The sequence below is a fragment of the Nocardia sp. NPDC058114 genome, assembly GCF_042884695.1.
GTDB lineage: Bacteria > Actinomycetota > Actinomycetes > Mycobacteriales > Mycobacteriaceae > Nocardia.
The window spans coordinates 367041-388566 of sequence record NZ_JBHVTK010000001.1; the positions used below are offsets into that span (position 1 = coordinate 367041).

General features: G+C 69.5%; 18 protein-coding genes. 13 read left to right on the top strand and 5 right to left on the bottom strand.

The genetic code is table 11. From position 1 onward, the window contains the following. Nucleotides 1-43: 43 nt before the first annotated feature. From dapF to ACFVVI_RS01680, 4 genes are all read left to right on the top strand, one after another. On the top strand, nt 44-925 hold the full coding sequence (gene dapF / locus ACFVVI_RS01665) for a diaminopimelate epimerase (protein WP_378989118.1): 882 nt from the start codon (nt 44-46) through the stop codon (nt 923-925). Between the two features lie 172 nt (nt 926-1097). After that, nucleotides 1098-2531, top strand: a complete 1434-nt coding sequence (gene hflX / locus ACFVVI_RS01670; protein ID WP_387444420.1) for a GTPase HflX — start codon at nt 1098-1100, stop codon at nt 2529-2531. Between the two features lie 127 nt (nt 2532-2658). Next, nucleotides 2659-3522, top strand: a complete 864-nt coding sequence (locus ACFVVI_RS01675; RefSeq protein ID WP_387442420.1) for a lysophospholipid acyltransferase family protein — start codon at nt 2659-2661, stop codon at nt 3520-3522. Nucleotides 3523-3650: 128 nt separating this feature from the next. Next, a complete protein-coding gene (locus ACFVVI_RS01680; protein WP_387442422.1) occupies nt 3651-4397 on the top strand; it encodes a pirin family protein in 747 nt (248 codons plus the stop codon). On the opposite strand, the gene lexA is transcribed toward ACFVVI_RS01680, so the two are convergent. Further along, nucleotides 4394-5032: a transcriptional repressor LexA gene (gene lexA / locus ACFVVI_RS01685; RefSeq protein WP_379312155.1), complete on the bottom strand. Its 639-nt coding sequence runs from the start codon at nt 5030-5032 to the stop codon at nt 4394-4396. The genes ACFVVI_RS01680 and lexA overlap by 4 nt on opposite strands. Nucleotides 5033-5338: 306 nt before the next feature. On the opposite strand from lexA, the gene ACFVVI_RS01690 reads away from it, so the two are divergent. The 3 genes from ACFVVI_RS01690 to nrdR all read left to right on the top strand — a co-directional run bounded on the left by ACFVVI_RS01690 (nt 5339) and on the right by nrdR (nt 7959). After that, nucleotides 5339-6049 (top strand): hypothetical protein, encoded by a 711-nt coding sequence (locus tag ACFVVI_RS01690; RefSeq protein WP_387442424.1) that lies wholly within the window; start codon nt 5339-5341, stop codon nt 6047-6049. Between the two features lie 161 nt (nt 6050-6210). Then, nucleotides 6211-7437, top strand: a complete 1227-nt coding sequence (locus ACFVVI_RS01695; protein ID WP_387442426.1) for a hypothetical protein — start codon at nt 6211-6213, stop codon at nt 7435-7437. 57 nt (nt 7438-7494) lie between these two features. Then, nucleotides 7495-7959 carry a transcriptional regulator NrdR gene (gene nrdR / locus ACFVVI_RS01700; protein ID WP_378626625.1) on the top strand — a complete coding sequence of 155 codons (465 nt, stop codon included), beginning with the start codon at nt 7495-7497 and terminating at the stop codon, nt 7957-7959. 23 nt (nt 7960-7982) lie between these two features. Here the strand turns inward: nrdR and hrpA are convergent, their stop codons facing one another. Then, the gene (gene hrpA / locus ACFVVI_RS01705; RefSeq protein ID WP_387442428.1) at nt 7983-12200 is read right to left on the bottom strand and encodes an ATP-dependent RNA helicase HrpA; all 4218 of its coding nucleotides are present in this window, start codon (nt 12198-12200) and stop codon (nt 7983-7985) included. A gap of 257 nt (nt 12201-12457) precedes the next feature. Here hrpA and ACFVVI_RS01710 point away from each other — a divergent pair, with 257 nt between their 5' ends. The 4 genes from ACFVVI_RS01710 to ACFVVI_RS01725 all read left to right on the top strand — a co-directional run bounded on the left by ACFVVI_RS01710 (nt 12458) and on the right by ACFVVI_RS01725 (nt 17362). After that, entirely contained in the window at nt 12458-13099 is a 642-nt protein-coding gene (locus ACFVVI_RS01710; protein ID WP_387442430.1) for a Pr6Pr family membrane protein, read from the top strand. A gap of 54 nt (nt 13100-13153) precedes the next feature. Further along, a complete protein-coding gene (locus tag ACFVVI_RS01715; RefSeq protein WP_387442432.1) occupies nt 13154-14377 on the top strand; it encodes an aspartate aminotransferase family protein in 1224 nt (407 codons plus the stop codon). A 103-nt stretch (nt 14378-14480) separates the two neighbouring features. After that, nucleotides 14481-15539: an AAA family ATPase gene (locus tag ACFVVI_RS01720; RefSeq protein ID WP_378988568.1), complete on the top strand. Its 1059-nt coding sequence runs from the start codon at nt 14481-14483 to the stop codon at nt 15537-15539. A gap of 2 nt (nt 15540-15541) precedes the next feature. Beyond that, complete coding sequence (locus ACFVVI_RS01725) at nt 15542-17362, top strand: hypothetical protein (RefSeq protein ID WP_387442434.1); 1821 nt, start codon at nt 15542-15544, stop codon at nt 17360-17362. A 35-nt stretch (nt 17363-17397) separates the two neighbouring features. Here ACFVVI_RS01725 and ACFVVI_RS01730 read toward each other — a convergent pair whose 3' ends face one another. Further along, the gene (locus tag ACFVVI_RS01730) at nt 17398-17895 is read right to left on the bottom strand and encodes a GNAT family N-acetyltransferase (protein WP_387442437.1); all 498 of its coding nucleotides are present in this window, start codon (nt 17893-17895) and stop codon (nt 17398-17400) included. 207 nt (nt 17896-18102) lie between these two features. Here ACFVVI_RS01730 and ACFVVI_RS01735 point away from each other — a divergent pair, with 207 nt between their 5' ends. Together ACFVVI_RS01735 and ACFVVI_RS01740 are read left to right on the top strand one after the other, a co-directional pair. Then, a complete protein-coding gene (locus tag ACFVVI_RS01735; protein ID WP_378988574.1) occupies nt 18103-18711 on the top strand; it encodes a DUF5134 domain-containing protein in 609 nt (202 codons plus the stop codon). A gap of 58 nt (nt 18712-18769) precedes the next feature. Next, nucleotides 18770-20134: a hypothetical protein gene (locus ACFVVI_RS01740; protein ID WP_387442439.1), complete on the top strand. Its 1365-nt coding sequence runs from the start codon at nt 18770-18772 to the stop codon at nt 20132-20134. Here the strand turns inward: ACFVVI_RS01740 and ACFVVI_RS01745 are convergent. Then, nucleotides 20131-20832 carry a PhzF family phenazine biosynthesis protein gene (locus ACFVVI_RS01745; protein WP_387442440.1) on the bottom strand — a complete coding sequence of 234 codons (702 nt, stop codon included), beginning with the start codon at nt 20830-20832 and terminating at the stop codon, nt 20131-20133. The genes ACFVVI_RS01740 and ACFVVI_RS01745 overlap by 4 nt on opposite strands. 142 nt (nt 20833-20974) lie before the next feature. Continuing rightward, nucleotides 20975-21514, bottom strand: coding sequence for a carboxymuconolactone decarboxylase family protein (locus ACFVVI_RS01750; protein ID WP_387442443.1), 540 nt, complete (start codon nt 21512-21514; stop codon nt 20975-20977). Nucleotides 21515-21526: the final 12 nt, after the last annotated feature.

Sequence of the window (21526 nt, forward strand, 5' to 3'; positions counted from 1 at the left end):
GAAACCGTCGACGGCGCAGAGGAGAATGGCCGACGTGTCCGACATCGAATTCAGCAAGGGCCACGGCACCCAGAACGACTTCGTGGTGCTGCCCGACCTCGAGGTGCGCCTCGACCTGACGGCCGACCGCGTCGCCGCACTGTGCGACCGGCAGCGTGGCCTAGGCGCCGACGGCGTGTTGCGCGTGGCGAAGGCCGGTGCGTTGCTCGCCGCCGGTGTGCTGGAAGCGCTGCCGGAGGGCGTCGGCGCCGAGGACTGGTTCATGGACTACCGCAACGGTGACGGGTCGATTGCCGAGATGTGCGGCAACGGCGTGCGGGTCTTCGCGCACTACCTCGGTGCCACCGGGCTCGAACAGCGCACCGAATACGTCGTCGGCAGTCGTGCGGGCGCCCGTCCGGTCGTGGTGCACGCCGCCGGTCGGACCGACGGTGAGGTGACGGTGGACATGGGCGTCGTCCGCGAACTCGGCCCGTCCACCGCGACCCTGGCGGGCTGGGCCCTGGCCGGAATCGGTATCGATGTCGGCAATCCGCATCTGGCCTGCGTCGACGACAGTCTGACCGTCGACGCGCTCGCCAAACTCGACCTGAGCGTTTCCCCCGGCTTCGACCCCGACCTGTTCCCGCACGGGGTGAACGTCGAGATCCTCACCGCGCTCGACGCGGACAACAGCGTCGACATGCGCGTGTACGAACGCGGCGTCGGCGAAACCCGTTCCTGTGGCACCGGCACCGTGGCCGCCGCCGCTGCCGCGCTGACCGCCGCCGGTGTGTCGATCGGCACCGAATCCGGCGAGGTCACCGTGCGTGTGCCGGGCGGGCAGGTGCGTGTCGGGATCGCCGACGGACGTGCCTGGTTGCGCGGTCCCTCGGTCCTGCTGGCCTCGGGAACGCTGTCGCAGTCCTGGTGGGACGCGCAGTAGCACCGATAACCGCGTGCACGCTGTCACCCGGACGTGGCAGCATGGAGAACGTATGACGAAATCAGTAGAACCCACAGAATCCACATCGGCCGAGCACACCACCGCGGCCGATCCCGACGTCGCCGCCGATCGCGGTGACGTCGATGATGCGCTGGCCCGCCACGCGGCCCGCATGAAACAGCCCGGTTGGGCGGCCGATCCGACCGTCGGCGAGATGCAGCTAGACGAGCGCTCGTCGCTGCGACGCGTCGCCGGGTTGTCCACCGAGCTCACCGACATCACCGAGGTCGAGTACCGCCAGCTGCGCCTCGAGCGCGTGGTGCTGGTCGGTGTCTGGACCAGCGGCAGTTCGGCCCAGGCCGAGGGGAGCATGGTCGAACTGGCCGCGCTCGCCGAGACCGCGGGCTCGGAGGTCCTCGAGGCGCTGATCCAGCGCCGCGACAAGCCCGACCCGGCCACCTACATCGGCTCCGGCAAGGCCGAAGAGCTGCGCACGGTCGTTCTCGACACCGGTGCCGACACGGTGATCTGCGACGGTGAACTCACGCCCGCGCAGCTCACCGCGCTGGAGAAGGTCGTCAAGGTGAAGGTCATCGACCGGACCGCGCTGATCCTCGACATCTTCGCCCAGCACGCCACCTCTCGCGAGGGTAAGGCCCAGGTCGCGCTGGCGCAGATGGAGTACATGCTGCCGCGCCTGCGCGGCTGGGGTGAGTCGATGTCTCGTCAGGCCGGTGGCCGGGCGGGCGGCGCCGGCGGTGGCGTCGGCACCCGCGGTCCCGGTGAGACGAAGATCGAAACCGATCGTCGCCGGATCCGCGAACGGATGGCCAAACTGCGCCGCGAGATCCGGGAGATGAAGACCGCCCGTGACACCATGCGCGCGCGCCGCACCGAGAGCGGAGTGCCCTCGATCGCGATCGTCGGCTACACCAACGCGGGCAAGTCCAGCCTGATGAACGCGCTCACCGGTGCAGGCCTGCTCGTGCAGAACGCGCTGTTCGCCACCCTGGACCCGACCACCCGCCGGGCCGCGCTCGACGACGGCCGCGAGATGGTGTTCACCGACACCGTCGGCTTCGTCCGCCACCTGCCGACCCAGCTGGTCGAGGCCTTCCGCTCGACCCTGGAAGAGGTCACCGGCGCCGATCTGCTGCTGCACGTCGTCGACGGCGCCGACCCGCTGCCGCTCGAACAGATCAAGGCGGTCCGCGAGGTGATCACCGATGTGATCAGGGAGCAGGGCACGCCGGCGCCGCCGGAACTGCTGGTGGTCAACAAGATCGACGCCGCCGACCCGAACGAGCTCACCCGGTTGCGCGGCATGTTGCCGCAGGCGGCGTTCGTCTCCGCCCAGACCGGCGTGGGCGTGGAGGAGTTGCGTGAGCGGCTCTCGGAGGTGCTCGGCGGACTCGATGTCGACATCAGTGTGCTGCTGCCCTACAGCCGTGGCGACCTGCTCGCCCGCATCCACGCGGACGGCCGGATCGTCACCGCCGAGCACGAGGAGGGCGGTACCCGGGTTCGCGCGCGCGTGCCGCACGCGTTGGCCGCCGCCCTGTCCGAGTACGCGCACTCCGGTCCCGCGGAACCGGTGCTCAGCTGATCTTTTTCGCTGATTTGCCCGCCGGTTGCGGACAAATGTCGATGCGACACAGGGATTTTCGAACGCTATGGTCGAATATCGACAGCAGGAGGGTGTTATGTCGAACGACCATCAAGGTACGGAAAATATGACGGAGAACAGGGTTGCGGTGGGCGACCCTGTTCTCTCGGATGGGGCGCCGCTGAACCCGGCGCCGAGTGAATGGGACATCCGCGCGTTCGAAGCGGTGCTCGCGCCGCTGCGGGCGTGGACCAGCCCGAAGTTCTACGGTCTGGACAATATTCCGGCCGAAGGGCCGGTGCTGATCGTGGCCAACCACAATCTGCTCGGCGGGATCGACGCCCCGCTGATCATGCCGGAGATCCTGCGCCAGCGCGGCAGGCTGGTGCGCGGTCTGGCCGAGCATGTGCTGATGGTGCCCGGCGTGCGGGATTTCCTGCATCATTTCGGTGCGGTGCGCGGTACCCGCTCGAACTGCCTGGCGCTGCTCGAGCGCGGGGAGGCGGTGGTGGTGTTCCCCGGCGGTGGCCGGGAGGCGATCCGCCGCAGCGGCGAGAAGTACGAGCTGAAGTGGGAGGGCCGCACCGGTTTCGCGCGGATGGCGATCCAGGCGGGGGTGCCGATCGTGCCGCTGGCGATGATCGGCATCGACGATGCCTACGACATCGTCGTCGACGGTCAGCACCCGGTGATGTCGCCGCTGCGCTGGACCTGCCGCCTGCTCGGGATCAATCCCGAGTTGAGCCCGCCGCTGGTCAAGGGAGTCGGCCCGACGCCGCTGCCCCGCCCGGAACGGTTCTATTTCTCGGCGGGCGCGCCGATCGACCCCACACCGTGGATGGACGCCGACGACATCGACGGTGCGTCCGCCGATCTGCGTGATGTGGTGCGCAAGGGCCTCGAGGAAGAACTGCAGTTCCTGTTCAACGAGCGCGACCGCGACAGCGGGCGCACGCTGGTCGGCCGCCTGCGCGGCGCGCTGCCCTGGTGACCGCAACCGCCTGATCGGCTGGATCGGCGCCGCAGGGCAGACGCGCTCGTGCGGGTGCGGAATGCCCGCGGCGCCGATCTCGTTACCCCAGTTATACGGACTAGGGTCCGGATAACGAGAAGGTGGCGATGATTGTGACGGAACAGGTCCAGGTCGTGCTCGGCGCCGACCGCAGGCGCTGGCGCAACGAATGGCTCGACTCGCGCCAGTCGTTCCCGGTCACCGGCAACTTCGTGCTCGAGGACTCCGCGCACGGGCTGCTGCTCGTGTACAACGAGGACATCGTCGACCCGGGCGAGGGCTTCGACACCCATCAGCACCGCGACACCGAGATCCTCACCTGGGTGCTGGAAGGCACCGTGGTGCATCAGGATTCGGCCGGACACTCGGGGGTGATCCGTCCCGGCCTCGCGCAGCGGATGAGCGCGGGCGCGGGCATCCTGCATTCGGAGCGCAACGGGGCGGGCTACCGGGAGAAGGAGCGCCTGCACGTCGTGCAGATGTGGATCCCGCCGGACGCGACGGGTGTCGCCCCGAGCTACCAGGAACTCGACATCGAGGGTGACCTCGCCCGCAACGTGCTGGTGCCGGTGGCGTCCGGTATGGCGCGCCATCGCGGCGAGGCGGCGATCGGGATCGGTAACCGCCACGCTGCCTTCCACGTCGCGCGGCTGGACCCCGGCCAGGCGATCACCGTCCCCGATGCGCCCTACGGTCACGTCTTCCTCGCTCGTGGCACCGCCGACTACGAGGGCTACGGCACCCTGGAGCAGGGCGACGCCGTCCGACTGACAGCGACCGGCGGCCACCGCGTCACCGCGGTGACCGCCGCCGAGTTGCTGATCTGGGAGATGACCGCGACCGCGCGCCGCTAGACCTTGCGGATGACGGTGACGACCTTGCCCAGGATTTGCGCGTCGTTGCCGGGGATCGGCTCGAAGTGCGGGTTGTGCGGCATCAGCCACACGTCCTTACCGCTGCGTTTGAAGGTCTTCACCGTGGCCTCGCCGTCGATCATCGCCGCGACGATGTCGCCACCCTCGGCGACGTTCTGCTGACGTACCACCACGAAGTCACCGTCGCAGATGGCCGCGTCGACCATCGACTGGCCGACGACCTTGAGCAGGAACAGTGATCCCTCGCCGACGAGTTCGCGCGGCAGCGGGAACACATCTTCCACGGCCTGCTCGGCCAGGATCGGGCCACCGGCGGCGATCCGGCCGAGGACCGGGACGAAGGTGGGAGTCGGGCGGCTCGGGTCGACCTCGTCGGTCTGCTGGGACAGCGTGGTGACCGAGCGAACCGCCTCGTCGAGTCCGCGGACATTCACCGCGCGCGGCCGGTTCGGGTCGCGACGGAGGTAGCCCTTGCGTTCGAGGGCGCGCAGTTGATGAGCCACCGAGGAGGTAGAGGTGAGGCCGACCGCGTCGCCGATCTCACGGATGCTGGGCGGGTAGCCCCGTTCGGTCACCGAGGAGCGGATGACATCGAGGACCGTGCGTTGACGCACGGTGAGATCCGTCCCGGATCCCGATGTGACGGTGCCGGTGCCGCTTTCGTCACCCGTGTCGTCTGTGTGGGTCACCGTGTCCCGCCCTTCCAGTTGTCGAATTCGCCATCTCGAGGCTAGTCGTGCCACGCCGAACTATCAAACATCTGTTCGAGCATGTCGGGCGTTTCGTGCTGACAGCGGCGCGGGGATCTGGTAGAAATCGAACATCAGTTCGTCGCACAGGTGTTCGAACGGCGGGAGGCATTGCCGCCTCACCAGTACTTTCTCGCAGCAGCGGAGCACACCACCCCGGAGGTTCTTCCGATGAGCACAGCAACCAGCGCCCTGCGTTCCACAGACCCCACCGCCGCTCCGGAGCCCGTGCTCCGCCGCCGCCGGTCCGCCCGCACCCCACGACCTTTCGCCGTGGTTCGATCGGCGATGTCACGCTCGACGGGCATCGAACGCCAGGCCGTCGAAGCATCGTCGACCGCGCCCATCGCAAGCCCCGCCTCGCCTCGCCCGGTCGCGACCGCGTCCGCGAGCGGGGCACGCAGTATCGTCCGCTCCGGCGAGTTGAGCCCACCCGCGAACGGCCTGCCCGCGACCGAAGCCGCCGACATCGTCCGCGTCCCCCGGCGGATCGACCTCACCGACGCCGAACTCGATCTCGCCTTCGCCACCGTGCCCCGCAGCGCACCGGCGCGCCGTTCCCGTGAGATCGTTCGCCCGCCGGCGGCGGACCGCGGACCGCGGCACCGCGCGCCGCACAGCGATCTCGCGCTCTATGCCCGCGGTCCCGTGCGTACCGGCCGCGCGCGGGGCGTCCACCCGCTGCGTCGAGTCGAGCAGGCCAAGGCCGGGTTCGCCGCGCTCGCCGTGACGGCGCTGGTGACCGCGCTGATCGTCGTCGCCTTTCTCGGGCTCGCCCACGTGCGCGCGGGTAGTTTCGCCGACCACCTCGACTCGACGACGCCCGGAACTTCGGAGCAGGCGGGGTTGGAGTCCGGAGCGCAGTCCGAGCCGGGGCGATGAGTCGAAAATCGCTGCGCGGAAGCATTTTCAGCGCGGGTTCCGGCAGTGTGCGAGATCATCTGTATCGACGAATCACACCCTGAAACTAGAACACGTTGCTACGGTGACGAGCATCCTGAATCGGGGCGGGGGCCCCGGTCGAACCCGGATGCGAGGTCTCGGTGCGCCGCTGCTCGATCGCTCTACTGCTCGGTGTGGTGCTCGGCGCCCTACTGGCACCCGCCGCGCACGCGGCTCCCGGCTACACCGAGTACCTCGATCTCCCCGCGCTCAACGGTGTGGGCGAATACGGTGGCGGGCTGCACCCGGCGCTGCCCTCGGCGCAGCAACCCCTGCGGGACGCACTCACCCAGGCGCGCGACGACGGCATCGACCCCGCGCGGTACGCGACGCTGCTGCACCAGTACTGGCTCGTCGTCGCCACCGACAATGCCGCGATCGACCTCGAAGCCTGGGCGCCCGAGCGTGGCGTCGCGGCCAATTCCGCCACCTTCAGCCAGGTGTACGTGAACTACTTCCGCCTCGCCGCCACCCGCTCCGATCTCTACTGGGCGGGCATGGCGGGCATCGCGGGCGCGTCCTTCGCCGCCGGCTTCTTCGACGTCGGTGACGTCGCCGCCGGTGTGTCCGTGGGCGGAATCCACGAACTCGGCAACGCTGTCGCCGACCTGTTGCGTGCCACCCCGCCGGAACTGCTCGCCGGCGTCCCGGCCGATATCAGCGGTCTGGCGGCCCTCGGCCCTCGGCTGACCGCCGCCGACCTGGCCTGGAATCAGACCCGGCTGATGATCATGCAGAAGCACATCTTCATCGACCTGGTCCCGATGCACGAGGCCTATCTCGCCGACGGGATGGCGGGCATCGAGGAGATGTCCGCGGCCGGCCTGCTCGACGACGGCATGCGGACGGCCTGGGCCGGGATCGACGGCGGCACCGAAGCGGGTCGCGGCGACGCGCTGGTCGCGATGGCCGATCGGGAACAGAACCAGATCATCGCCGACCAGTGGGATGTGACCGCACGCGGTCGTGCCGGGATGGGTCGGGTGCTCACCTACGTCACCACGGTCGCGGGCAAGCCCGCCGTCCCCGGCACCCGCGCCCCCGGCGTGTACGCCCCGGTCACGGTGTGGTCGCCGATCGCCGCGGGGCGGCCGCTAGGTCTGCGGACGCCACTGCCCGCGTTCAACTGGGCCGACCGGGAGACCCGCTGGGACTACATCGCCGCCGACCTGCTGCCGCGTCATCTCGACCTCGCGACCGACGCGGCACGCGCGGGGACGGTGTATCGCGAACCGTTCACCGTCAAGCTCGACCGGGGCCGGATGCTCGCCCGGCTACCCGACATCATCGCGGACCTGGCCACGCAGTGGCAGGTTGTGCCATCCTGACCGGTATCCTGTCAAGAGCCATGGAATAGAAATGCGCATCGACGAAGGAACCCTCGGATGCATTGCCCGTATTGCCGACACCCCGACTCGCGCGTCGTCGACTCGCGGGAAGTCGAGGAGGGCACCGCGATCCGCCGCCGTCGTTCCTGCCCGAGCTGTGCGCGCCGATTCACCACCGTCGAGACCGCGATCCTGTCGGTGGTCAAGCGCAGTGGCGTGACCGAGCCGTTCAGCCGCGAGAAGGTGATCGTCGGTGTGCGCCGGGCCTGCCAGGGTCGTGAAGTCGACGACGACGCCCTGAACCTGCTCGCCCAGCAGGTCGAAGACGCGGTGCGCGCCAAGGGATCTCCCGAAGTGCCGAGCCACGAGGTCGGCCTCGCCATCCTCGGCCCCCTGCGCGACCTCGACGAGGTGGCCTACCTGCGTTTCGCCTCGGTGTACCGATCCTTCACCAGCGCAGCCGATTTCGAACGCGAGATCACCGAGATGCGTGCTGCGCGCGCGGTCGCCGCGACCGACTGATCCACGCCTCGGCAGCGCATGTCTCAGCGCCGGATCGAGGTGATCGCCTTCTCGATGCGTTTGCCCGACACCGGATACGGCGTACCCAGCTTCTGGGCGAACAGGCTGACTCGCAGTTCCTCGATCATCCACCAGATCTCGGTGACGTCGCGCGCGTTCTTGCGCGCCGGGGGCAGCGCGGCGACGAGCTTGTCGTAGGCGGCGAGCATCCGGTCCACCTCGACCATCGCCTGCCGGTCGCGCACCGCCGAACCCGGCAGTGACTCCAGGCGCTGGGCCGCCGCGAGGAGGTAGCGCGGGAGTTCGCGCAGCCGCACCCGGCCCCACTCGGCGACGAAGCCGGGGAACAGAAGGTCGTCGAGCTGCTGACGCACGTCGCCGGCGATATCGGCTTCGAGGGTGTCGGCCAGCGCGGCACGCGCCTGCTGGGCGGCGGCCAGGACGGGCACGACAGTACGGATCAGCGCGACGACCGCCGTGGACAGTTGCGGGCGGACGGCGGCCACCAGTTTGTCGAACTCCTCCGGCGAGCGCACCGGGCCGCCTGCCTTGGCGATCAGTTCGTCGGCGGCGGCGATCCGGCAGTCCTCGACCAGCTTGTCCAGGGAACCGTCGGGGTTCTGGCTCAGCGCCAGCCGGTCGCGGGCGGGCAGTCCGGCGGTGACCGCCCGCGTCGAGGTGGGGATCGCGGCGAGCAGCAGGGTGCGTACGCCCGCTCGCATCGCGGCCGCCTGTTCGCCGGGCGAGCTCAGGACACGCACCGCGACGCCCTCGCCCTCGGGCACCAGTGCCGGGTACCCGGTCACGGTCTGGCCGGCGACTTCGCGGCTCACGGTCGGCGCGACCGAACCGAGCGACTCCGAGGTCCACACTGTCGCGGGCGCACGCTCGGCACCGGCAGTCGCCCGCGCGACCGACGCCGAAACCTGATCGGCCAGTGTCGCTTTGAGCTGTTGCAGGCTCTTGTTCTTGGCCAGTACCTTGCCGCTCAGATCGACCGCGGCGAAGGTCATCCGCAGGTGATCGGGCAGTGCGGTGGGGGAGAGGTCGTCGGTGGTGATGGTGACCGCACCCAGCCGGGACAGTTCCCGTGCGAGCCCGGTGCGCAGCGGTTCGGCGCGCGGTGTCAGCCCGCGCAGGGCCGCCGACGCGAAGTCCGGCGCGGGAACGACCGCGCGCCGCAACGTTTTCGGCAGCGTTTTGATGAACGCGGCGGCCAGCTCCTCACGCATGCCGGGCACCAGCCAGTCGAAGCCGACCGCCCGCACGTGCGCGAGTTGTTCCACCGGGATCCGCGCGGTGACGCCGTCGTCGTCCTGGCCCGGCTCGAACTGGTAGGTGAGCGGGAAGCTGAGTTCACCCTGGCGCCAGGCGTCGGGGAAATCGGTCGGGTCCAGGGTGGCGACACCGGCATTGACCACGGTGTCGGTCGAGAAGTCCAGCAGTGCGGGGTCATCGCGCTCGGCCTTGCGCCACCAGCTGTCGAAATGGCGCACCGACACGACATCGGCGGGGACGCGCTTGTCGTAGAACTCGAACAGCACTTCGTCGTCGACGAGGAGGTCGCGGCGCCGTGCCCGGTGTTCGAGGTCGGCCACATCGTCGATCAGGGCGCGATTGCGGGCGAAGAACCCGTGCCGTGTCTGCCATTCGCCCTGTACCAGGGCATGGCGCAGGAACAGTTCGCGCGACAGTTCCGGGTCGATGCGCCCGAAGTCGACGGGACGTCCGGTCACCAACGGCACGCCGTACAGTGTCGCGCGTTCGTAGGCACGCGCCGATCCGCGCTTGGCCGACCAATGCGGTTCGGAGTAGGTACGTTTCACCAGATCACCGGCGAGCCGTTCGGCCCACTCCGGCTCCACTTTCGCCGCGATCCGCCCCCACAGCCGCGAGGTCTCCACCAGTTCGGCCGCCATCACCCAGCGCGGCGCCTTCTTGGCCAGCGACGACCCGGGGAAGATCATGAACTTCGCATTGCGGGCACCGAGGAACTCGCGCGATTCCGCCTCGCGCACGCCGATGTGCGAGAGCATGCCCGCCAGCAGCGACTGGTGGATCTGTGCGCTGGGCCACGGCATCGCGTCGTCGGCCGAATCCGAGGTCCCGCCACCGGATTGCTGCCCACGCGTGGCTGTGTCACCGCCGCGTCGAGACCGTCCACCTGCCTGTCGCGAGTCGGTGCCCTTGGTATCGGCCCGACCGGCGGTGGCGTTCGTTTCGGCCGCACCGGCACTCGGCTCTGCCACCGCGCGTTGGCTGTTCCCGCGTCCGCGGCCACGGCGTCCGCGACTGCCCTCGGAGCCGTCGGCACCGCCCGCTGTGGTGCGGGAGTCCGTCGGTCCTCGGCTCGTGCCCGCGTCGTTCCAGCCCATCCCGCGGGCGATGGTGCGCAACTGGCCGTGCAGGTCCTGCCACTCCCTGATGCGCAGGTAGTGCAGGAACTCGTCGCGGCACATCCGCCGGAACTGGTTGGACGACAGCGATTTGCGCTGCTCGGTAAGGTAGTCCCACAGCCTCAGGTAGGCCAGGAAGTCCGAGCCCTCGACGACGAAGCGCGCGTGCTGGGTGTCGGCCGCCTGCTGGTGCTCGACGGGTCGTTCGCGCACATCCTGGATCGACAGCGCCGCGACGATGATCAGCACCTCGTCGAGGCACCCGTTGCGCTGGGCCTCGACGAGCATGCGCGCCATCCGCGGATCCACCGGCAGCTGCGCCATCTCCCGCCCGATCGGCGTGAGTGTCAGATGCTTACCCGAATCAGCTTCGCCGTCAACAGATTTCGTGCTGCCGTGCGCCAGCGCGCCCAGTTCTTCGAGCAGGGCGATACCGTCGCGGATGGCCCGGCGGTCGGGGGCCTCCACGAACGGGAAACTCTCGATATCGCCCAGCCCCAGCGCCGTCATCTGCAGGATGACCGCGGCGAGGTTGGTGCGCAGGATCTCCGGCTCGGTGAACGCGGGCCGGGCCTCGAAATCGTCCTCGGAATACAGCCGGATACAGATGCCGTCCGCCACGCGCCCACAGCGACCCGATCGCTGCCGCGCCGAGGCCTGCGAGACCTCTTCGATCGGCAGGCGCTGCACCTTCGTCCGCATCGAATAGCGTGAGATGCGCGCGGTACCGGGGTCGATCACGTAGCGGATACCGGGCACGGTCAGCGAGGTCTCGGCGACATTGGTGGCCAGCACCACCCGGCGACCGGTGTGCGGGGCGAACACCTTGTGCTGCTCGGCGGCCGACAGGCGCGCGTACAGCGGCACGATCTCGGTGCGGGGGAGTTTCAGGTCGCGCAAAGCGTCGGCGGTGTCGCGGATCTCGCGTTCGCCCGACAGGAACACCAGCACATCACCGTCGCCCTCGGCGAACAGTTCCACGACCCCGTCGGCGATGGCGTCGGTGGGGTCGCGGTCGACGACCCGGGTGTCCTCGTCGTCGTCGGAGCCGGGCAGTTCCAGCGACAGCGGCCGGTACCGCAACTCCACCGGATACGACCTGCCCGACACTTCCACGATCGGCGCGGGTGTGCCGTGCGCGTCGGCGAAATGGCGGGCGAACAGTTCGGGATCGATCGTGGCCGAGGTGATGATCACCTTGAGATCGGGCCGCTGCGGCAGCAGCTGCTTCAGATACCCGAGCAGGAAGTCGATATTGAGGCTGCGTTCGTGGGCCTCGTCGATGATGATCGTGTCGTAGCGGCGCAGCATCCGGTCGCGCTGGATCTCGGCGAGCAGGATGCCGTCGGTCATGAGTTTGACCAGCGTGCGATCCGAGGCCTGATCGGTGAAGCGGACGGTATAGCCGACCACGTCGCCGAGTTCGGTGCCCAGTTCCTCGGCGATGCGTTCGGCCACGGTGCGCGCGGCGAGCCTGCGCGGCTGGGTGTGACCGATGGTGCCGCGGATTCCGCGACCGAGTTCGAGGCAGATCTTCGGGATCTGGGTGGTCTTGCCCGAGCCGGTCTCACCGGCCACGATCACGACCTGGTTGGCGGCGATGGCGGCGGCGATGTCGTCGCGGCGCGCGGAAACCGGCAGTTGTTCGGGGTAGGTGATCTGCGGAAGCGCCGCGCGGCGATTGGCCACGCGGGTCTCGGCGGTGGCGATCTCGGCCTCGACGGTGGGCAGGTCGTCGGGGCGCGCACGGTCGAGCTTGCGCCGGAGCCGATGTTCATCGCGCAGCGAGACCTCCGCCAGGCGGGTGCGCAGCGCGCGGGTTCCGGTGCTAGCTGTCCTGGTCATTGCGCCTACCAGCCTAGCGAAGCCCGCCACCGGTTTTCCCGCGCGTCGCCCGCTCGCGCCGTCGCGGAGACCAACGACACACCACGGCACCCGCCCGTCACCGTCCGCGCGTCCGGTCGGCACCTCGCGACGCGATGACCGTGCGCACACGAACTCCCGGTCAGCGGGGGTCCGTCATGCGAGGATCCGGGCATGAGCGGTCAGCGGGCACCTCGGGTCGCCAGGCGGGCCGCCCGACCATGCGAAAGGGGCACAGCATGAGCGTTTCGGTGCGAACGGCGTGGTGGATCAGGGCCTGTCGGCTCGGTTTCGGGCTGCTCGGAATCCTCGCCCTGGTCTGGATCCCGGTGCGGAACCTCGACTCGGCGACGTTCTCGCTCACGAACTATCTGAGCTACTTCACCATCGAGTCCAACATCTTGGCTGTGATCGTGCTGCTCGTCGGTGGCCTGATAGCGCCGCAGAGCCCGCGCTGGCAGATATTTCGCGGCGCGGTCACCCTGTACATGCTCATCACGATGGTCGTCTACGCGGTTCTGCTGGCCGATGTCGACGTGATGCTCACCGACAAGTGGATCAACGATGTCCTGCATCGCATAGTGCCGCTGGTCCTGCTGCTGGACTGGCTGTTCGTCCCGATGGCGCAACGCCTGCGCCCCAGCCTCGAACTGATCGGCCTGTGGCTGATCTTCCCGGTCGCCTACGGCGTCTACAGCCTGATCCGCGGCCCGATCGTCGACTGGTACCCCTACCCGTTCATCGACCCACGGACGCAGGGATACGTGTCGCTGACGATCGGGTTGGTGGTGTTGCTGGTGGTGTTCGTCGTGCTCGCGGTCGCGATGGCCGGCTTGGGAGATCTGCCCGCTCGGTGGCGCGAACGCAAGTCAGCAGGCTGACCCGGCGGCGGGCCAGGTGCGCGCCTGTCGGCGCAGTGGGGTAAATGTGGAGCCATGAATGCGCTCTGGCATGGATTCGCCGATATGGGTGCCGTCGATCGTGACGGTGCGTTCGTTATCGCTCGCGGCGAGGGCGCCTACGTCTTCGACACCGCGGGCAAGCGGTACCTCGACGCCACCGCCGGGCTGTGGTTCGCCAACGTCGGACACGGCCGTGGCGAGATCGCCGACGCCGTCGCCGACCAGTTGCGCACCATCGCGCACTACTCCAACTTCGGCGACATCACCGAAGCGCCCACCCAGGAGCTCGCCGAGAAACTCTCGTCGATCGCCCCGGTTCCCGGCAGCAAGATCTTCTTCACCTCCGGCGGCTCCGACTCGGTGGAGACCGCGGCGAAACTGGCCCGCCGCTACTGGCACGAGCAGGGCCGCACCGACAAGAAAATCCTGGTCGGGCGGCGTCTGGCCTATCACGGCATGCATTACGCGAGCACCGCGCTCGGCGGTCTGGCGCCGAACAAGGAGGGCTACGGCGTGCTGGTGGACGACACCCGCACCGTCGAATGGAACGACGCGAAATCGCTGCTCGCCCTGATCGAAGAGGTCGGCGCCGAGCGGATCGCCGCGTTCTTCTGCGAACCGATCATCGGCGCGGGCGGGGTGTACCCGCCGCCGCAGGGCTACCTGGCCGAGGTCCGCCAGATCTGCCGTGACCACGACATCCTGTTCGTCGCCGACGAGGTCGTCACCGGTTTCGGCCGCATCGGCGGTTCCTGGTTCGCCTCCACCCGCTTCGACCTGCAGCCCGATCTGATGACCACCGCCAAGGGCCTCACCTCCGGCTACCTCCCGATGGGCGCGGTCTTCATCGCTCCCCACCTGGCCGAGCCCTTCTTCGCCGGCGGCACCTGGTTCCGCCACGGCTACACCTACGGCGGCCACGCCGGCGCGGCCGCCGCGGCCCTGGCCAACCTCGCCATCGTCGAACGCGAGGGCCTCCTGGAGGAAGCCGCCCGCCTCGAATCCACCCTCCACACCGCGTTGGCGCCGTTGGCCGACCACCCCCGCGTCGCTGAGATCCGCAGCGGACTCGGCGCGGTCGCGGCCGTGCAGCTCGCCGACCCGTCCGAGGGTCCCGCCCTGGTGAAAACCCTGCGCGAACACGGCATCTCGGGCCGGGCCGCCGGTGCGGGCGCCATGCAGATCTCGCCGTCGTTCGTCATGACCGACGCCCAGGTCGCCGAGCTCGCCGACGGATTCGCCCGCGCCCTGGGCTGATTCGGGAGTCGATCGACACCGGGCCCGTCGGCGAAACTCGCTGGCGGGCCCGAAGTCGTGCGGGCTAGCCTGCTCTGTTCTGATCGAACAGGGGAGGACCTGCGTGCAAGCATCGGTGACCGTGACACCGGACCAACTACCGGAATTGCTGCTGCATGTCGCGGTGGTGCGGCCGGTGTTCCTGTGGGGTGCGCCGGGAATCGGTAAGAGCTCGCTCGTGCGGACCTTCGCCGATTCGCTCGGCCTGGAGTGCGTCACGCTCCTCGGCACCCAGCTCGCCCCCGAAGACCTCATCGGTGTCCCGCAGATCGTCGATGATCGCAGCCGCTTCGCACCGCCGGAGCTGATCGCGCGACCGGAGCCCTACTGTCTGTTCCTCGACGAACTCAACGCCGCCTCACCGGAAGTGCAGAAGTCGTTCTATTCGCTGATCCTGGACCGCCGGATCGGGACCTACGAATTGCCCGCCGGTTCGGTGGTGATCGGCGCGGGCAATCGCGCCACCGACAACGCGCTCGCCCGGCCGATGGCCTCGGCACTGGTCAACCGGATGGTGCACCTGCACCTGCGCGCCGATGTCGACGACTGGCTGCAGTGGGCCACCACCCACGACATCCACCCCTGGATCATCCGCTACCTCACCCAGCGCCCCGATCACCTGTGGTCGGCGCCGCCCAAAACCGAGGCACCCTTCTCCACGCCGCGCGGCTGGCACATGCTCTCCGACGCCCTGCACTCCTGCGGCGACGACATCGACGACACGACCCTGCAGGTCCTCGCCGCGGGCACGCTCACCCTCGGCCACGGTTCCGGTTTCCGCGCCTTCGTGAAAACGATCCGCCACGCCTACGACCTGGACGCGGTGCTCAAGGGCGACGCCGGGTGGCCGCGTGACCCGGCCGACCGTGACCTGCTCTATTTCCTGTCCGAGACGATGCGCGTCCGGTTGATCAAAGATCTCCCCGGCGACCGCGCGCACACCTCGCCGACGGTGCAGCGCTTCGTGATGCGCGCCAAGTCGCTGCTGGTGGAACTCGCCGAGATCTCGGTGGAGTGCGCGCAACTGGTGATCGCCTCCGATGCAGAGGGCATGCCGGTACTGCCGTCGTGGTTCCTCATCGAGGTGTCGCGGGATCTGCCGCGCCTGGCCGCGCGGCGCTGAGCATGGCACGCAAGCGGCGCACGGTCGCGGATCCGAGGCAGCAGGCGGTCGACGACGGCTGGAAGGCGGCGTGCGCCCACCCGGCGTTGCGGCCGCTGGCCACCCAGCTGTACCGCCTCGACGAGCGGACTCCTCGTGCGGTGTGGGCGCGGCTGAGCGGCAGCTACGTGGGCTATCACCCGAAACGCCGGGCCACCGCACAGGAATGGGCATGGGTGTTCGCGCACTGCCTGCTCCACGCCGGATTCGGTCACCTCGATCCGCGAAACACGGTGCCCGCCAACATCACCGGCCTCGACCCGGGAGACCCCGAGGACCGGCGCGACGTGCGCGCACCGCATCCGGCCTACCGTGCGGCGTGCTGTGCCGCCGTCGACACCTACCTGACGACGATGAAGATCGGCACCCGCCCCGCCGACATCCCGCCGACGCCCGAGTTGGCCGACGAGCACGCTGCCGCAGCCCGGTGGCGCGATACGGCAGTGCCGGATGCCTTCGCGCGCACCGGGTTCGCCGACTTCCTGCTCACCTCGGCCGAGACCGCGAAACGCGTCGACAACCCCGCCCGGTTCGCGCGGGGTATCGCGGCCGCTGCCCGTGCGGCGCTGGCCACCGCGGGCGGCGAGCGCACCGCCGACGGCGTACTGCGCCACCGCACCCCGTGGGATAGCGCGCTCGGTTGGTTCGTATCGTCGTTTCCGTTGCTCGGGGCCCTCGCCGCGGGCATGACCGTCGTCGCCGACGCGGAACTGGCACGCAGCTGGAATATTTCGATCGCCGCGGTGAATGCCGAAGCCGCCGAGATCTACGTCAACCCGCTGATCGGATTCGGTGAGGAGCAGTGGCGGTTCGTGCTCGCCCACGAAATGCTGCATGCCGCACTGCGTCACGGCGAACGCGCCGACTGGCGCGACCACTACCTGTTCAATATCGCCTGCGACTATGTGGTCAACGGCTGGCTGGTCGAGATGAATGTCGGTCAGATGCCGGAGGGTCTGCTCTACGACCCGGCGCTGAAAGGCTGTTCCGCCGAGGAGATCTACGACCGGATCGCCGTCGACCTGCGCAGGCTCCGCAAACTCGCCACCCTGCGCGGACGTGGCCTCGGCGATGTCCTCGGTGAACCGCTGGCCCACCCCGGCAGCGCGGGCCGTTACGTCGACCTCGACGAGTACTACCGCAGCGCGCTGATGACGGGGTTGGCGTACCACACCGGCAGCGGCCGCGGATATGTCCCGGCCGCGCTGGAACAGGCGATCCGCGCGCTCGACCAGCCACCGCTGCCGTGGGATGCGCAGCTGGCCCAGTGGTTCGACGAACACGTTCCCACCATCGACAAGCGGCGCAGTTATGCTCGCGCCTCGCGCCGACAGGCCTCGACACCCGGCATCCCGCGACCGGCGTGGGTGCGCCTCGAGGAGAACGTGCGGTTGCCGACCTTCGGGGTAGTCCTCGATACGTCGGGTTCGATGGACGTAACCCTGCTCGGCAAAGGGCTCGGCGCGATCGCGTCCTACGCGCTGGCCCGAGACGTGCCGCGAGCCAGAGTCGTCTACTGCGATGCGGCCGCCTACGACGCGGGCTACCTGCCGGTGGAGGAGATCGCCGCGGGCGTGCGGGTGCGCGGTCGCGGCGGCACGATCCTGCAGTCCGGCATCCGCCTGCTCGAACGAGCCGAGGACTTCCCGGTCGACGGCCCGATTCTGGTGATCACCGACGGGCAGTGCGACGCGGTACGGATCCGCCGCGAACATGCGTTCCTCGTCCCCGCGGGCGCTTGCCTACCGTTCGCCCCCCGGGGCCCGGTCTTCCGCCTGCGCTGAGCCGACAGCGTGGCGTGGCCGACGCCGATCCGGGATCAGCGAGGATCGAGCCGCAGGGTGAAGAAGCGGCTCAGCGGGTCGATGGAGTAGCTGCCGAACGGGCCGCATTCAGCGAACCCGTGGCGCAGATACAGGCGGCGGGCCGGGGCGAAGAAGTCCTCGGCGCCGGTTTCCAGGCTCAGCCGCCGGTACCCGCGTTCTCGGCTCACCGCGACCAGATGGGCGAGCACGGCGGCGGCGACACCGCGGCCGGTATGCCCGTCGGCGGTGCGCATGGACTTGATCTCGGCGTGCTCGGCGTCGAGTTCCTTCAGCGCGCCGCATCCGACGAGGTCGTCGCCGGACCACGCGCTCCACACCGTGACCGCGGGATCGCGCAGGGCGGCGAGGTCGAGGGCGTGCATGCTGCAGGCGGGGGTGGTGTCCGCCATTTCCGCGTGGTGGGCGGCCAGCAGGCTCCGGATTTCCGCGCCGGTGAGATCATCGGCCACCACGCGAAGCTGGTCGACCGCAGCAGTCGGGTTATCGGTCATAAGTCCAGTTTGCCGATCGATGCCGCGGCCCATCGATCCGGGTCGGCCACGGTGGCAGTGAGCTCGCCGTGCTGAGCGAGCGGTGCCGAGGGCACGGCGCGAGGGCCTCGCGGTGGTGTCCGCTTCCGCGAGGCATCTGGACGAGGCACGCCCCGACCGCGGAAAACGCCCCGGGGCACCAGCACGGGTGCGAGCATGGTGACGCGGGTGTCGACTCGAAAGTGGTGGGGTGTGGCCGATTTCGTGCAGCAGTATGCGTTCGTGCGGTGGCCGGTGGTCGCCGCGTTCGTCCTGGCATCGCTGATCGTGGCGACCCGCCTGACCGGGCGAACCCGGTCGGCGCACCGGATCGATACCGCCTCCGACAGCGCGCACCTGCTCATGTGCCTGGTGATGTTGGCCATGCTGGTGTTCCCCGCCGCGACCGACCCGCACGCGATGCGCGCGATACTCACCGCCCTCACCGTGGCGTTCGCGATCCTGCTCGCCGAACGTGTCATGGAGTGGCGCACCGGTTCGGCACCCGACGGTGTGTTGGCGCTGGGCTATCACACCCTCGCGGCTGCGGCGATGCTGTACGCGATGGCCGGGCACGGGGCCGTGCACGACCCCGGTGGGGCGCGCTGGCCCGCCGTCGGGCTGGCGGTGCTGTTCGGCCTCGACGCGCTGCTCGTCCTCGGTACGGCCGGTCACCGGTCACGCTGGCACCGCGTTGTTCATCCCGCCGGTTCCCACCCGCTGACCTCGGCGCTGGTGCCCCATGTGGTGATGGACATCGGGACCGCGTTCATGCTGATCGCCGCGATCGGCCGGTGAATACCGATCCACAACCGCTCGCGCTGCGAATTGCCTTAGTGCGGGCAGGAATTCGACGATGAGTGGGCAGCGCGGTCCCCAACCGCCGCCGGGGTCGCGCGGCGCCGGTCCGCGGATACCCCCGATCGTGGCCGGTGCCGACGATCGCGAGGAGATGCGCGCGCTCTACCGCGCCACCGGCGCCGCCGCGTTCGGGCTGGCCCTGCGGGTGCTGCACCGCCGCGGTGCCGCCGAAGATGTGGTCCGCGAAGGCTATCGACGGGCGAGATCGGCGCAGTGGATCGTCGACGAGGACGACGCCGGCCGGGAACCCGATTTCCCCGCCGCGGAATCCGGGGACGACCACACCGAGCCAGCTCCGCTGTCGCGTCCCGGGCCGGACCTCGGGACACCGTGGGGGCGTTCGGCGTTCGTCGCGACCGAACAACGATCCGACCTGGCCCCCCACACCTACGGTGCGATGGATGTCGCCTTCGGTCGCGGCGCCGTCTACTCCCACGAGGGTTCCCGCCTGCCCGACCGCGCGAGCACCGAGGCAGGCTCTCGCTCCGAGACCCCGGATCGCCTCGGCACAGACCACCCGGACCGACGCCACCAGGGCACAGACGACGCAGTCCATGGTCTGCCCGGCTCCCACGTGGACCACCCATCCGAGGTCACCGAGCCGGGCAACACCGGTACCGACCGTCTGAACGCCGACCACGCCTTCGGCCACATCGATGTGGATCGGTCGGGCGCGGTCGGCATCGACACCGAACGTCTCGGGACGGATCGTTTCGGCGCGCCCTCCCGGATCGCCCACGACGGCCCGGCCTTCACCCCCGACCAATCCTGGCTGCTGGCCCAGATCCATCGTCTCGCGGTTCAGCGCGCGCGTCTGGACCGCCGCGGCGGCGACGACATGCCGTGGCTGGCGGCCGCGGCCAGACTCGGTTTCGACGACCCCCTCGACAGCCACTGCGAGATCTTCGTCCTCGCCTACTACGGCGGCCGCACCTACCGCGCCATCGGTCGTGAACTGGGCCTGCGGGTACCGATGGTGACGAGGCTGCTGGGCGAGGGCATCGAACGGCTCGCCGAACAGCGGATCCCCCGGTGGACGGCCAGGCAGTCGTGGTGCCCGGCTGGCTCGGTCCTGTCCCTGGCCGACGCCTACGCGCTCGACGCGGTCGCCGAACTCGAACACCACCACATCGAGAACAGGCTCACCGCCACCACCCCGAACAGTCTGTCGCAGTTCGCCACCCGCGTGCGCGGTGTGCACGAAGTGCTCGCGCTGCTGGCCGCCGACGACCAGCACACCCCGCCCCGTGCGCTCGAAACCCGCATCCTCGCCGACCTGGGCGCCGCGCCGCAGCGACGCGGCCACTGGGCGGCCAGACCGCCCTGGTTGCGCCGCTTCGGCGGTCAACCGGAGAGTTAGAGCACCACCACGTGGTCTTCGGCGACCCGTCCGCCGAGGCGAACCCACCCGTCGGAGTCCCACTCGGTGTAGAGCTGTGAGCCCTGCCCCTGGGTGATGATCAGCCCGCGGCGCAACTGGGCGGTGAGCGCGACCGCCGCCGCCCCGGTCGCCTCGTCCTCGGCGATGCCCATGGCGGGCGCGAACATCCTGGCGCGCAGCGCGCCACGTGACTCGTCGGTCCAGGCCCAGAAGAAATGCTGGCCGTCGGTGAAGTCGACGGGGACCAAGGCTGCCAGCTCCTGCACCGAATCCAGTTGCTGGAAGGCGAACTTCGGTGCCCACTCGGCGCGCGCGGTGATCCAGGTCAGACCGTCGGTTCGGTTGACGGCGACGGGCCCCGCGGGCACCCGCAAGGTGTGCACCGGCGTGCGTTGTACGTCGAGCCACCACGCGGTGCCGACGGTGGGATGCCCGGCGAAGGGCAACTCGACGGCCGGGGTGTAGATGCGGACGTCGGCGATGCCGTCGACCGGATCGGAGACGACCGTGGTTTCGCTGAACCCCAGCCGTGCCGCCAGTTCCTGCTTGTCGAGGGCGACGACGTCGCCCGCGCGGGCGATGCCGAGCGCGTTGCCGAGGTTTCCGGCCGGATCGGTGAACACTCGGACGACCTCGACCTGGATGTTCGGGGCATCGGGCACATCATGTGCGTTCATGATCGCGAGCCTACCGGGCCGCTGTGCGAGGCCCACTGACCCGCGAGCCCCCCGGACACGTCCGCTCCCAGCACGGCAGCGGCCCCGATCCGGAATCCGGATCGGGGCCGCCGGGCCTCGAAACAGGCGCGAAACCGACGAATCAGACGGCAGCCGAAGCCAGCGCCTCGGTGGACGCGACCGCCTGGCCGACACCGGCGACGATCGCCGCCGCACGCAGTGACTCGAAGATCACCTCACGCGACACACCGGCCTCGCGCAGCGTCTTCTCGTGCGCCTCGAGGCAGTGCGCGCAGCCGTTGATCGAGGACACCGCGAACGACCACAGCTCGAAGTCGGCCTTGTCGACGCCGGGGTTGCCGATGATGTTCATCCGCAGGCCCGCGCGCAGATCGTCGTAGCGACCGTCCAGGAACGCCTTGCCGCGGTAGAACACGTTGTTCATGCCCATGATCGACGCGGCGCCCAGCGCGGCGTCGTAGGCCTCGGCCGAGAGCACGTCGGCAGCCTCTTCGGCGACCTCACGCAGGGTGGTCGCCGAGCGCGTGGCGGCGGCCGAAGCGAGCAGGGTGCCCCACAGCTGCTGCTCGTTGAGCACCGTGGTGCGGGCCAGCGAGGACAGATTGAGCTTGAGGTCCTTGGCGTACTCGGGAAGAGAGTTCTTCAGGTTCTCGAGGCTCATGACAGTGGGGCT

Excerpts from the sequence above, each read along its gene's own strand:
- nrdR (WP_378626625.1), top strand. The coding sequence starts at position 7,495 with ATGCATTGCCCGTATTGCCGACACCCCGACTCGCGCGTCGTCGACTCG.
- ACFVVI_RS01740 (WP_387442439.1), top strand. The coding sequence starts at position 18,770 with ATGAGTGGGCAGCGCGGTCCCCAACCGCCGCCGGGGTCGCGCGGCGCC.
- ACFVVI_RS01725 (WP_387442434.1), top strand. The coding sequence starts at position 15,542 with ATGGCACGCAAGCGGCGCACGGTCGCGGATCCGAGGCAGCAGGCGGTC.
- ACFVVI_RS01710 (WP_387442430.1), top strand. The coding sequence starts at position 12,458 with ATGAGCGTTTCGGTGCGAACGGCGTGGTGGATCAGGGCCTGTCGGCTC.
- ACFVVI_RS01680 (WP_387442422.1), top strand. The coding sequence starts at position 3,651 with ATGATTGTGACGGAACAGGTCCAGGTCGTGCTCGGCGCCGACCGCAGG.
- hflX (WP_387444420.1), top strand. The coding sequence starts at position 1,098 with ATGAAACAGCCCGGTTGGGCGGCCGATCCGACCGTCGGCGAGATGCAG.
- ACFVVI_RS01715 (WP_387442432.1), top strand. The coding sequence starts at position 13,154 with ATGAATGCGCTCTGGCATGGATTCGCCGATATGGGTGCCGTCGATCGT.
- ACFVVI_RS01675 (WP_387442420.1), top strand. The coding sequence starts at position 2,659 with ATGACGGAGAACAGGGTTGCGGTGGGCGACCCTGTTCTCTCGGATGGG.
- ACFVVI_RS01750 (WP_387442443.1), bottom strand. The coding sequence starts at position 21,514 with ATGAGCCTCGAGAACCTGAAGAACTCTCTTCCCGAGTACGCCAAGGAC.
- ACFVVI_RS01690 (WP_387442424.1), top strand. The coding sequence starts at position 5,339 with ATGAGCACAGCAACCAGCGCCCTGCGTTCCACAGACCCCACCGCCGCT.
- hrpA (WP_387442428.1), bottom strand. The coding sequence starts at position 12,200 with ATGACCAGGACAGCTAGCACCGGAACCCGCGCGCTGCGCACCCGCCTG.
- ACFVVI_RS01745 (WP_387442440.1), bottom strand. The coding sequence starts at position 20,832 with ATGAACGCACATGATGTGCCCGATGCCCCGAACATCCAGGTCGAGGTC.
- ACFVVI_RS01730 (WP_387442437.1), bottom strand. The coding sequence starts at position 17,895 with ATGACCGATAACCCGACTGCTGCGGTCGACCAGCTTCGCGTGGTGGCC.